Origin of the sequence: Methylorubrum podarium, assembly GCF_022179745.1 — a bacterium.
Classification (GTDB): Bacteria; Pseudomonadota; Alphaproteobacteria; order Rhizobiales; family Beijerinckiaceae; genus Methylobacterium; species Methylobacterium podarium.
In genome coordinates this window covers 1-12,162 of sequence record NZ_BPRD01000127.1, presented here as the reverse complement: position 1 = coordinate 12,162, position 12,162 = coordinate 1, and the positions used below count along the sequence as shown (strand labels likewise).

Genomic DNA, 12,162 nt, shown 5'->3' with positions numbered 1-12,162 from the left:
CCTCGATCCGGATCGGATAGGCCCCGTGCGGGAAGGCGGCCCGCGCCTCGGTGAGTTCGGCGTGGCTCACGGGGACGAAGCGGATCCGGTCGAAGGGCCGGAGCAGCCAGGGGTGGTCGGGCACGAATTCGCGGGTCATGCGCCACGTGTTCCAGATCTGGATCGTGCGCCCGAACAGCTGGTACCCGCCCGGCCCCTCCATGCCGTAGATGCACATGTAGGCGCCGCCGATGCCGACCGCGTTCTCCGGCGTCCAGGTGCGGGCCGGGTTGTACTTCGTCGTGACGAGGCGGTGGCGCGGATCGACCGGGGTCGCCACCGGCGCGCCGAGATAGACGTCGCCGAGCCCCATCACGAGGTATTTCGCGTCGAAGATGATGCTTCGCACCGCCGCCTCGTCGGGCAGGCCGTTGATGCGGCGGATGAACTCGATGTTCGAGGGGCACCAGGGCGCGTTGGGGCGCACCAGTTCCTGGTACTTGCGCATGGCGAGTTCGGCCTGCGGGTCGTTCCACGACAGCGGCAGGTACACCGTTCGGCTCGGGACGCTCACATCCTCGGCGGCCGGCAGGCCGGCCTCGATCTCGCGCAACAGGCCGAGGAGGCGGGGGCGCGACAGGGCCGTGCCGTCGTAGTGGATCTGCAGCGAGCGGATGCCCGGCGTCAGGTCGATCAGGCCCGGCAGCCGCGCCGCGCGCACCGCTTCGGCGAGGAGGTGGACGCGCAGGCGCAGGCCGATATCGAGGGCCATCGGGCCGTACTCGACGAGGAGGTTGTCGTCGCCCTGCCGCCGGTAGGCGACGGGGACCGGACCGGTCTCGTCGCGGGCGAGGATGGGGGAGCCGGGCGTGTTCCCTCTCCCCTCCGCGGGCACCCTCCCCCGCAGAGGGGGGAGGGCTTTCGCCAGTGCTTCATCCTCCGGCCGTTCCACCGGCCGGAACCGCACGGTGTCGCCGGGCCGGAGTTGGCCCATCTTCCACAATTCGTCGCGGGCGATGACGCCCGGGCAGACGAAGCCGCCGAGGCTCGGGCCGTCGGGGCCGAGCAGGATCGGCATGTCGCCGGTGAAGTCGATGGCGCCGACGGCGTAGGCGTTGTCGTGCAGGTTCGAAGGGTGGAGCCCCGCCTCGCCGCCGTCGCTGCGGGCCCAGCGCGGGGTCGGGCCGATCAGCCGCACGCCGGTGCGGGCCGAGTTGAAGTGCACCTCGTAAGATTCCGAGAACAGGTCGGCGATGTCGGCCTCCTGGAAGAAGTCCGGCGCCCCGTGCGGGCCGTAGACGACGCCGATCTCCCAGGCATGCGTCAGCGGCGCGGGCTCGGGCGGGGCCGCCTCCACCGTCGGCGCGTCGCCGAGATGGAGCACGTCGCCGGCCTTCAGCACCCCGGTGGCGTGGCCGCCGAAGGCGCCGAGCGCGAAGGTGGCGCGGGAACCGAGCACGGCCGGCGCGGAAAAACCGCCGCGCAGGGCCAGATAGGCGCGCTGGCCCGGCCCCTCGATCGCGCCGACGGCGAGCGTCTGTCCCGCCCTGACCGGGAAGGCCGCGCCGTGGGGGCGCGGCGCGCCGTCGAGGGTGAGCCGCATCGCGGCGCCCGCCAGCGCCACCCGAGCGTCCGCGTGGAAGCGGAGCGTCGGGCCGGAGACGGTCAGTTCGAGGGCGCAGGTGTCCCGGTCGTTGCCGACCAGGGCGTTGGCGAGGCGGAAGGAGCGGGCATCCATCGGCCCGCTCGGCGGCACGCCGACCTCCCACAGGCCCAGCCGGCCGGGCAGCTCCTGCAGGCTCGATTGCGGGCCGGGCAGCAGCACCTCGATGCTGTTGGGGCGGTATTCGAGATCGCGCAGGGCCGTCGTCGCCACCCGGCCGCTCGCGAAGAGGTCGGAGGCGGCGATGGTGCGCAGGTAGTCGAGGTTGGTCTCGATGCCGGAAACGGCGGTCTGGCCGAGCGCCGCCCGGAGCGCCGCGATGGCGGCCGACCGGTCGGCACCGGTGACGATGATCTTGGCGAGCATGGGATCGTAGAACGGCGTGACCTCGGTGCCCGTGGCGATCCAGCCGTCGATGCGGGCGGTGTCGGGAAAGCGCACCTCGGTCAGCAGGCCGGCGCTCGGTGCGAAATTGGCGTGCGGGATCTCGGCGTAGAGCCGGGCCTCGATCGCCGTCCCCCGCGGTGCGAGCGGCCCGGCCGCCGCGATCGGATCCTCGCCCGCGGCCTGGCGCACCATCCATTCCACGAGGTCGATGCCGAACACGGCCTCCGTCACCGGGTGCTCGACCTGGAGCCGCGTGTTCACTTCGAGGAAGGAAAAATCCTCGCGGGCGGGATCGTAGATGAACTCGACCGTGCCGGCCGAGGCGTAGGCGACGCTCTCACCGAGCGCCACCGCCGCGGCGTGGAGCCGGGCGCGGGTCGCGTCGGAGAGGCCGGGGGCGGGCGTCTCCTCGATCACCTTCTGGTTCCGGCGCTGGAGCGAGCAGTCGCGCTCACCCAAGGCCACGACGCGGCCTTGCCCGTCGCCGAAGATCTGCACCTCGACATGGCGGGCCTGCGCCACGAAGCGTTCGAGGTAGACGCGGGCATCGCCGAAGCTGGCGCGGGCCGTCCGCTCCACCGCGGCGAAGCGCTCGGCCAGCTCTTGCGCCGAATGGCAGAGCTGCATCCCGATGCCGCCGCCGCCCGCGGTGCTCTTCAGCATCACCGGATAGCCGATCGCCTCGGCCGCGCTCAGCGCGGCCTCCACGTCCGGCAGAAGATCGGTGCCGGGCAGGAGCGGCACGCCGCTGGCTTTGGCCAGTTCGCGGGCGGTGTGCTTGAGGCCGAAGGCGCGCAGATGCTCCGGGCGCGGACCGATGAAGGCGATCCCCTCCGCCGCCAGCCGCTCGGCGAAGCCGACATTTTCGGAGAGGAAGCCGTAGCCGGGATGGACGGCCTCGGCGCCTGTTTCCTTGCAGGCGGCGATCACGGCCTCGACGTCGAGATAGCTCTGCGCGGCCGGCGCCGGCCCGAGGCGCACGGCCTCGTCGGCGGCGAGCACGCCCGGCGTGAAGCGGTCGGCGTCGGAATAGACGGCGACGGACGCGATGCCCATGCGCGTCAGCGTGCGCACGACGCGGGCGGCGATCTCGCCGCGATTGGCGACCAGAACCTTGGCGAACATCTCGGGTCAGCCCTCGCGGACCGTCACGCGGATCGGCGTGGGGTTGAAGCCGTTGCAGGGGTTGTTGATCTGCGGGCAGTTCGAGATGACGCAGATCACGTCCATCTCGGCCCTGAGCTCGACGTAGTCGCCGGGCGACGAGACGCCGTCGACGATGGCGAGCCCGCCGTCCTGCTCGATCGGCACGTTCATGAAGAAGTTGATGTTCGGCACGATGTCGCGCTTGGACAGGCCGTACTTCGCCACCTCGATGGCGAAATTCTCGCGGCAGGCGTGGAGATACTTCGTGGCGTGGCCGAAGCGGACGGTGTTGCTCTCGCAGGAGCAGGCCCCGGCGGAGGTGTCGTGGCGCCCGCAGGAATCGGCGGTGACGGTGAGCATCACCCGGCCCTCGCTCGACATCACCCGCGTGCCGGTGGTGACGTAGGCCGCGCCCTGCTCGCGCAGGGTGTCCTGGGCGGAGTAGCGCTCGGTGAGGTCGTCGGCCCGGTAGAACAGGGTATCGACGGCCTGGCAGCCTTCCAGATCCTCGATGCGGATCGTCTGGCCCGCCCGCACGAGCGTGGAGAACGGCGCCTGCGCGGGCACCACCTGATCGAAGAGCGCGGTCACGGTGTCGGTCATCGGTCTGCCTCCCCTTCAGAAGCCGGCGGCGGCGTTGTTCTCGAAGCCGCGCACGGCCTCGATCGTGGCGGTGCGGCAGAGGTCGTCCGATGCCGGGGCGGGCGCCCGGAAGCGGGTGACGGCGACCGGGTTCGGCGCGTAGTCGGGTGCCGGATCGAGGGGGTGGGGACAGTTCGAGAGGGCGACGGTCAGGTCCATCTCGGCGCGCAGGTCGACGAAATCCCCCGCCGCGCGGCCGGCCTCGTTCCAGGCGAAGCGGCCCTCCGGCCCGACGACGACGGGGGCGAAGAACGAGACGCAGGGCGGGATGTCGCGCCGCTCCAGACCGCTCTTGAGGGCGGCCAGCACGAGGTTGTCGCGGGTGTTGCGGTGGGGACCGCCGGCGTAGCGCGCCGCGTTCGAGGCGGCATTGGAGCCGCCGACGAGCGCATCGTGGGCACCGCAGGAATCCTCCGTGAGCGAGAGCATCACGCGGCCCATGTCGGAGAACAGCACCCGGCCCTTTCGCAGGGCGGCGGTCCACTGCATCTTGACGGTGTCGGCGGTGTTCAGCCGCTCGCTCGGATCGGTGGCCGACCACGCCGCCAGGGCGACGCTCGACGGGCCGTGGTCGAGGCTGAGCCGGAGCGCCTCGCCGGCTTTGAGCGCGGTGGTCCAGTACCAGCCGCCGGGGATCGTCTCGCGGTGGAGGATCGTGCCCGCGTCGAGCGGCAGGCCGCCGCGGGGGCTCGGGCCGGGCAGGGCGCGGGGGGCGTGGCCCTGGCCCGCCCGCTTCAGCTCCTCGTAGCGGCGGCGGTTTTCCGCAATCACGCTCGCTTCGTCCGACATGGTCGTGTCTCCGATGGGGCCGGGTCGTCCCGGCTCAGGAGCCCCGTCGCGGCCGGGCCGTCCCGGCAGGCCGATCTTCTGTTGATTTCGATGCTCGGTCTCACCCTCTCCCCTCATCCTGAGGTGCCGCGAAGCGGCCTCGAAGGAGGGCTCCAGGGATCGCGCGGCCGGCTGGAGCGCTCCTTCGAGGCTGAGCTGACGCTCACCACCTCAGGATGAGGGTGAGGGTGGGACGGTCACGGGTGGTCGGGCGCCGAGGGCCCCTCGTAGAAGGCGAAGAGCTTGCGGGCGGGCTCGACAATCTCCCAGGTGCCGGTGAAGCCGGCCGGCGACACGAAGGCGTCGCCGGCGCGGAAGGTGGTTTTCTCGCCCGCCTCGTCGGTGACGACGATGACGCCCTCCAGCAGGTGGCAGAACTCGCTCTCGGTGAAGACGACCCGCCAGGTCCCGCGCTCCGCCGCCCAGGTGCCGGCGGAGAAGCGCCCGTCGGCGCTGGTGAAGTGGAGCGTCGCCGTCTGGACGGGGTCGCCGGCCAGGATGCGCTCGGGCGCCGGCCGGTAGGTCGAGGGCGCGGCGGCAGAGGTCGCGAAGGCGATGACTTTGGTCACGGAAGCCTCCGCCTAGAACAGGTGGCTGTAGCGCTCGATCTCCCACGGGCTCACCGTGAGATGGTAGGCGTTCCACTCCTCGCGCTTGTAGCGGATGAATTCTTCGCGGAGGCCGGCGCCGAGGGTGGCCTCGACCAGCGGGTCGGCGGCGAAGGCGTCGATCGCCTCCTGCAGGGTCTGGGGCAGGAACTCGATGCCGCGCTCCTTCCGCTCGGCGTCGCTCAGTTCGTAGAGGTTGTCCTCGTTGGGCGCGCCGGGATCGATCCGCTCGCGCACGCCCTCCAGGCCCGCCGCGAGCACCAGGGCGGCGGCGAGGTAGGGGTTGACCGCCCCGTCGGCGTTGCGGCTCTCGCAGCGCCCGCCCCCGGCCGGCACCCGCACCGAGTTGGTGCGGTTGTTCGAGCCGTAGGAGTTGAAGACCGGCGCCCAGGAGAAGCCCGCCATCGCCCCCTGGCGCACGAGGCGCTTGTAGCTGTTCACCGTCGGCGCGAAGGCGGCGCAGAGCGCCCGGCCGTGGCGCAGCACGCCGCCGATGAAGTGGTAGCCGGTCTCGGTGAGGCCCAAGCCCCGGGGATCGTCGCCCGGCGCACAGGCGAACAGGTTGCGGCCGGTCTCGGCGTCGGAGAGCGACATGTTGAAATGGGCGCCGTTGCCGGTGCGGTCGGCGAAGGGCTTGGGCATCATCGTCGCGATCAGCCCCTCCTCCTTGGCGTAGTGCTTCGCCATCATGCGGAAGAAGGTCAGCCGGTCGCAGGTCGTGAGCGCGTCGGCGTACTGGAAGTCGAACTCGAACTGGCCGTTCGCATCCTCGTGGTCGAACGAGTACAGATCCCAGCCGAGATCGTTGATCGTGGTCGCGACCTTGTCGAGCCAGGAGAAGTTGTCGACGAAGCCGCGCACGTCGTAGCAGGGTTTCACGAGTTTATCGTCCGCGACCGGCGTGTGCAGCGAGCCGTCGGCGGCCTGGCGCAAGAGGAAGATCTCGCACTCGATGCCGAGGTTGAAGCCGAAGCCCATGGCCTCGGCCTGCTTCAGCACGTTCTTCAGGGCGACACGGGTCGAGAGCGGGTAGGGCTTGCCCCGGGAGGTGAGGTCGGCCGGCGCCCAGGCGAGCCTGCTCTCCCAGGGGAGCGGGATGACGCGCGAGAGGTCGGGGACCGAGGCGAGCTCGTCCTCGTTCGGAGCCTGTCCGAGACCGTCGAGGGCGTAGCCGGTGTAGCGCTCGGAGCCGGCCGCCATCTGCGGCAGGTGGTCGAGGGGGACCACCTTGGCCTTCTGCGCGCCGTGGATGTCGACATAGGCGCCGATGACGTACTTCACGCCTTTGCTGCGTAGGTCGTCCTGCACGGCGCGGATCGCCGGATCGATATCGCTGGTGTGGCCCATGGCTTCAGGCTCCTTTCGGGGCGACGGCCCGGCCGTCGTAGGAATGGGGGAGGGGCGGGGTCTCGGTGAGCCCGCGGCGGACGAGGGCGGCGAGGTCCTCGACCATCCAGGCGAACAGCTCGGCGCCCTCCGCCGGGCTCGCCCGCGAGGGCGAGCCGGTGACGCCGTTGCGGCTGGTGCGGTTGACCGGGTGGGCGAAGACGAGCCCCCCGGTGCGGTCCGGGTCGTCGGACTCCGCGATGCGGTCTTCGCGGACGAGGGCGGGGGCGAGCGCCTGCATCAGCGCGGTCTCGGCCCGGTTGGCGTGCCAGTCCTCGGCGTCGGCGAAATGGGCCGAGCGCACCCGCTCGCTGACGGTGGCGGTGTTGACGAGCGCCACCATCAGGTCGTCGTGGGCCGCGCGCAGCAGTTCGAGCGCGCAGCGCAGGGGGGCGGCGTTGGTGACGTGCCCGTTGACGAGGAACAGGCGGCGCACGCCCGAGTGATAGGCCTGGGCGCCGATCTGTCGGACGAGATCGGTCATCAGCAGCGGGTCGAGGGCGATCGTTCCGGGCCAGCGCCGGGAATGGCCCAGCGAGCAGCCGTAGGGGAGGGTGGGCAGCATCAGGACGCCCGTGCGCGCCGAGACCTCGCGGCAGAGGGTGTCGGCCAGCACGAAATCCATGCCGCAGCCGAGATGCGGCCCGTGCTGCTCGGTGGCGCCGACGGGGAGCAGCGCGGCCCCCGCGGCGCGGGTGAGGTCGCCGGGGATTTCCTCCCAGGTGCGTTCGGACCAGAGCACGGGGAGGCTCGGGAGCGGGCTCATTCGACCTCGTCCCCCACGCTCGCCATGCGGGTGACGATGTCGAGGCCGCCGAGATCGGCCGGGCCGTCGGCCTCGGCCTCGCCCGGATGGATCAGCGCGTCGAGCCGGGCGCGGGTGGCGCGGAATTCCGGCGTCAGGCTCTGGCCGGGATGGCGCGGCCGGGGCACCGGCACCTCGATCAGTTCTTCGACCTCGCCGGGATGGGCCTTCAGGACGAGGATGCGGTCGGCGAGATGGACGGCCTCGTCGAGGTCGTGGGTGATGAAGACGATGGTGATGTCGATCTTGCGCCAGATCTCGATCAGGTAGGCCTGCATCCGGGCGCGGGACTGCGCGTCGAGCGCCGAGAACGGCTCGTCCATCAGCAGGATGCGCGGGCGCATGGCGAGCGCGCGGGCGATCGCCACGCGCTGCTTCATGCCACCCGAGAGCTGGTGCGGGTAGGCGTCGGCGAAGCGCTCCAGGCCGATGAGCGCCAGCCACTGCGCCGCCTCGCGCTCGGCGACGTGGCGCGACTCGCCGTTCTCCTCGAGCCCGAAGGCGACGTTGCGCTTGACCGTGAGCCAGGGGAACAGGGTGTAGCCCTGGAACACCATGCCCCGGTCGGCGCCGGGTCCGGAGACGGGCACGCCGCCGACGCTGACGGTGCCGGAACTCTTGGTCTCGAGGCCGGCGAGGATGCGCACGAAGGTGGACTTGCCGCAGCCCGACGGCCCGACGACGCAGAGGAATTCCCGGCGGTGGGTGACGAGGTCGATGCCGCGCAAGGCGACCGTCTCGGCGCCGTCGGCATTGCGGAAGACCTTGCCGAGGCCCTCGACCCGCAGGGCGACGTCGCGGGCCTTCAGCCGGTCGAAGCGGGCGCGCACGGCCTCGCCTTGGCTGCGGTAGTCGCAGGGCTCGGCGGTCAGCGGGATCGGGGCGGACGCGCTCACGCGATCACACAGACCGTCATTCATGACATCGCTCATGCCTCGGCCCTCGCGTAGGGGAACAGGCGGCGGCCGATCAGGGCCAGGGCGATGTCGGTGGCGATGCCGACGAGGCCGATCACGAGGATCGCCGCGTAGACGTTGTCGAAGTGCTGGTAGCGGGCCTGCTGCGTGATGAAGAAGGTGATGCCCGAGGACGTGCCGATCAGCTCGGCGACGATCAGGTAGGTCCAGGCCCAGCCGAGCAGGATGCGCTGGTCGCGGTAGATCTGCGGCAGCACCGCCGGCACGATCACCCGGCGGATCAGGCGCAGGTTGCGCGAGCCCATGGTGAGCGCCGCCTCGACCAGGAGCGGATCGACCCGGCGCGTGGTGTTGGCGATGACGAGCACCTGCTGGAAGAAGGTGCCGATGACGATGATGGCGATCTTCGGCCCGTCGTAGATCCCGAGGATCGCGACCATCAGCGCGCCGAAGGCGGGCGCCGGCAGGTAGCGCACGAACTCGATCACGGGCTCGGTCAGCCGGGCGATCGTCGGCTGCGCCCCGCAGAGCACGCCGAGCGGCACGCCGACGAGGGACGAGAGCGTGAAGCCCCAGAATATGATCTGGATCGAGTGCCACAGGCTGGCCGGCAGCCAGATCGCGTCGCGCTGGGGCGGCGGCGCCGTGAGCGTGGTCCAGAAGGCGACCGCGACCTCGTGCGGCGCCGGCAGGTAGACGGGATTCGCCGCGCGGCCCTCGGGCACGGCCGTGCCGGCCCCCTGGGCCGCCGCGACCTCCTCGGAGAAGGCCGCCCGCGGCACCCGCATGCCGGGCTCCATCCAGGCCACGTCGCCGGGCTCGGTCACCTCGATCAGCGGATGCCAGAGGAAGGGCAGGTAGGAGACGGCGGCCCAGAGGCCGAGCGGCAGGAGGAAGGAGAGGAGGGTGAGCGTGATGCGCCGCCGCGGCGACAGCGGACGCGCCGCGCCGACCCAGGAGCGCCGCGCCCGCCCGGCGACGGGGGGCACCGTGGCGACCGGCGGGAGCGGGGCGACCGCTTCCGCCGGAGCGGCGTCCCCGTCGGACCGGCGTCGAGTCTGCGGCGCGCGCATCGGCTCGCTCCCCCTCACTTGCCGTCGGTCAGCGCCGGGTCGATGCTGGCCTTCACGTCCTGCGGGGTCTTGTAGACCTCGAACTTGACGTTGAAGGCGTCCGCGTGCCGGCTCGAACCGTAGAGCGAGCCGAAGCCGTCGGCGTCCTTCATCACGGCGCGGCCCTCGGCCAGCGTCAGGAGCTTCGTGCCCTTGAGGAAGCGGGTGAACACGGCCGGCTCGACGCCGACCTTGGCCGCCATGATGGCCACCGCGTCCGCTTGCGTCTTCGGGTCCTGGATATAGCCGACGACCCGGTCCCACAGGCCGACGAACTTGATCCAGTCGGACCGCCGCGCGGCGAGGCTCGCGGGCGTCACCGTGACCACGTCGTAGATCAGGCCCGGGCGGTCGGCGGAGGTGTAGAGCGGACGAGCGCCGGCCGCGCCGCGCATGGCCTGGCCGGCGATCGGCTGCCACGCGCCGATGGCCGCGACGTCGCCGGAGGCGAGGACCTGCGGCGTCTCGTTGGTCTTGGCGTTGACGAGGGTGACGTCGCTCTCCTTGATCCCGGCCTTCTGCAGTCCGTCGATGAGGAGGAGATGCTCGACGAGGCCGACTTCGAGGCCGACCTTCTTGCCCTTCAGGTCGGCCAGCGACTTCACCCCCGGCTTGCCGACGATCATGTCGTTGCCGTTCGAGTAGTCGGTGAGCATGATCATGACGTTGCGGGCGCCGTTGCCGCTCATGACGAGGGCGTCGCCGTTGGTGCAGGTCACCGCGTCGAGCTTGCCCGCCGAGAAGGCGTCCATCGAGGCGGAATAGTCGAACCACTCGAACTTGGCGTCGATGCCGGCCTCCTTGAGCCAGCCCTTCTCGATGGCGACCTGCCACGCCACCCAGCCCGGCCAGTCGCTGTAGCCGATGCGCAGCGGCTCGGCGGCCTGCGCCATCGGCGCGGCGAGGAGGCCGAGCGCGAGGGTGAGAGCGGACAGGCCGCGCCGGACGCCCGTGAGGCCGCCGGTGATCAGACTCGGGATGCGCATGTCTCGTCTCCTGGGAGGGCCGTCTCGTCGGGCTTGCGGGTGCGGATCGGGCGCTCGTCGATGCTGCGCGCGCCGACGGGCAGCGACGGGCGGAAAAGCCCATCGTTGGAGAGCCGGAGCCGAAGCGCCGGAAAGGAGGGAGGCTGGGCGACGGCGCGGCTCGACGCGCCGTCGCCGCCTACGAAACGATGTCGGGGAAGCCGTCGGGAGGCACGGCCGGGGCGGGCCGGCGGCCGAGGCCGGCCGGCGCGACCACGCCCGGCGCGGCAAGCATCGCGGGGTGGGCCCAAGTGTTGATCGAAGATGTCGAGACGACGGTCTCGGAGGCTCTGCCGGGCATACGTCCCTTCCAATACAGAAAGAGATTGTACAAGACCTGTCCTTGCCAATCTCTGGCCAGTGAGGTCTCCCGGGCTTTTATCCCGCCGTGCATCCGGGCGGATGTCTCCCGCCGCGGCAACCGCTCTCGGACCGAACACATCGAAGCGATGCTGGAACCCTAGCGATCAACTCGATGACTTTTCTAAGATCTGTGTTTTTGCTGGTCAAGCAAAGAACATCCCGCGCCTGCGCAACTTTTTATCGTTCATGCCCATGTTTTGAGCGCCGTGCGGCGTGAATTGGCATCCGGCATGGACGGGCGGTACGGCGACCGGCTGCCGATACCTTCGCTGGCGGGGCCGCAACGGACGTCGCCCTGCTCAAATCCCGCACATATCATGCAACTTTTTTGGACAACATTGCCCGGAATCGCGGCACGCCCCGGCGAAGCCCGCCGATTGTGGCGGTAAATTGCTGGAACGTCGGCCGGCGCCAATAAAACGTCGCAATACGACAAGCCACCTGGAATGACTGGAAATAACCTTTGATCGTCCAAGATAAAACTATAAAAATTTCCGTCAAGGACGATATCGCCACACACTGAAAGGTTTCGCCCATGGGCCGGATCAATCTTGAAGGTATCAGCAAGATATTCGGCTCGAACTCCGCCAAGGCGCTCGATCTGATCGCGCAGGGAAAGCGCAAGAGCGACGTCGCCGCCGCCTGCGGAGCCGTCGTCGGATTGCGCGACATCTCGTTCGACATCGAAGAGGGCGAGATCCTCGTCCTGATGGGACTGTCCGGCTCCGGCAAATCGACGCTCCTGCGCTGCATGAACCGGCTCGTGGAGCCGTCCTGCGGCCGCATCGTCGTGGACGGGGTGGACGTCACCCGGCTCGGCCGCAAGGAGCTGCTCGCCTTCCGCCAGAAGACCTTCGGCATGGTCTTCCAGCACTTCGCCCTGCTGCCGAACCGGACCATCCTCGGGAATGTCGGCTTCGGGCTCGAGATCAAGGGCGTCTCCGACAAGGAGCGCACCGAGCGGTCGATGCAGGCCATCGAGCTCGTCGGCCTCAAGGGCTGGGAATCGAAGTACCCCAACGAATTGTCCGGCGGCATGCAGCAGCGCGCGGGTCTCGCGCGGGCGCTCGCGGCGGATGCGGACATCCTCCTCATGGACGAGGCCTTCAGCGCCCTCGATCCCCTGATCCGGCGCGACATGCAGGCGGAGCTGCGCGACCTCCAGCGCAAGCTCAAGAAGACCATCGTCTTCGTCTCGCACGATCTCGACGAGGCCATCGCGCTGGGCGGGCGCATCGTCCTGATGAAGGACGGCGAGGTGGTCCAGATCGGACAGCCCGAGGAGATCGTGGCCCGCCCGG

At 70.4% G+C, this 12,162-nt stretch carries 11 protein-coding genes and 1 riboswitch; of the genes, 1 reads left to right on the top strand and 10 read right to left on the bottom strand.

Translation table 11 applies throughout. From position 1 onward, the window contains the following. From uca to MFF42_RS06690, 10 genes are all read right to left on the bottom strand, one after another. The coding region (gene uca, locus MFF42_RS06735) for an urea carboxylase (RefSeq protein ID WP_238255060.1) at positions 1 to 3,154 on the bottom strand (3,154 nt) is incomplete at its 3' end. 6 nt (positions 3,155 to 3,160) lie between these two features. After that, on the bottom strand, positions 3,161 to 3,778 hold the full coding sequence (locus tag MFF42_RS06730) for an urea amidolyase associated protein UAAP2 (RefSeq protein WP_238255059.1): 618 nt from the start codon (positions 3,776 to 3,778) through the stop codon (positions 3,161 to 3,163). 15 nt (positions 3,779 to 3,793) lie between these two features. Then, positions 3,794 to 4,606 carry an urea amidolyase associated protein UAAP1 gene (locus MFF42_RS06725; protein ID WP_238255058.1) on the bottom strand — a complete coding sequence of 271 codons (813 nt, stop codon included), beginning with the start codon at positions 4,604 to 4,606 and terminating at the stop codon, positions 3,794 to 3,796. A gap of 236 nt (positions 4,607 to 4,842) precedes the next feature. Further along, positions 4,843 to 5,214: a cupin domain-containing protein gene (locus MFF42_RS06720; RefSeq protein ID WP_238255057.1), complete on the bottom strand. Its 372-nt coding sequence runs from the start codon at positions 5,212 to 5,214 to the stop codon at positions 4,843 to 4,845. A gap of 12 nt (positions 5,215 to 5,226) precedes the next feature. After that, a complete protein-coding gene (glnT, locus tag MFF42_RS06715; RefSeq protein WP_238255056.1) occupies positions 5,227 to 6,600 on the bottom strand; it encodes a type III glutamate--ammonia ligase in 1,374 nt (457 codons plus the stop codon). Between the two features lie 4 nt (positions 6,601 to 6,604). Next, positions 6,605 to 7,405 (bottom strand): creatininase family protein, encoded by an 801-nt coding sequence (locus MFF42_RS06710; RefSeq protein WP_238255055.1) that lies wholly within the window; start codon positions 7,403 to 7,405, stop codon positions 6,605 to 6,607. Next, on the bottom strand, positions 7,402 to 8,376 hold the full coding sequence (locus tag MFF42_RS06705) for an ABC transporter ATP-binding protein (protein WP_373875147.1): 975 nt from the start codon (positions 8,374 to 8,376) through the stop codon (positions 7,402 to 7,404). The genes MFF42_RS06710 and MFF42_RS06705 overlap by 4 nt, the downstream gene beginning before the upstream one ends. Then, positions 8,373 to 9,434 carry an ABC transporter permease gene (locus MFF42_RS06700; RefSeq protein ID WP_238255054.1) on the bottom strand — a complete coding sequence of 354 codons (1,062 nt, stop codon included), beginning with the start codon at positions 9,432 to 9,434 and terminating at the stop codon, positions 8,373 to 8,375. The genes MFF42_RS06705 and MFF42_RS06700 overlap by 4 nt, the downstream gene beginning before the upstream one ends. A gap of 14 nt (positions 9,435 to 9,448) precedes the next feature. Next, positions 9,449 to 10,459: an ABC transporter substrate-binding protein gene (locus tag MFF42_RS06695; RefSeq protein WP_238255053.1), complete on the bottom strand. Its 1,011-nt coding sequence runs from the start codon at positions 10,457 to 10,459 to the stop codon at positions 9,449 to 9,451. Positions 10,460 to 10,863: 404 nt separating this feature from the next. Then, positions 10,864 to 10,973, bottom strand: a riboswitch (guanidine-I (ykkC/yxkD leader). A gap of 203 nt (positions 10,974 to 11,176) precedes the next feature. After that, a complete protein-coding gene (locus MFF42_RS06690) occupies positions 11,177 to 11,545 on the bottom strand; it encodes a hypothetical protein (RefSeq protein WP_238255052.1) in 369 nt (122 codons plus the stop codon). On the opposite strand from MFF42_RS06690, the gene MFF42_RS06685 reads away from it, so the two are divergent. Further along, positions 11,523 to 12,162 (top strand): ATP-binding cassette domain-containing protein (locus MFF42_RS06685; RefSeq protein WP_238255051.1); only part of this gene is annotated, 640 nt, incomplete at its 3' end. The genes MFF42_RS06690 and MFF42_RS06685 overlap by 23 nt on opposite strands.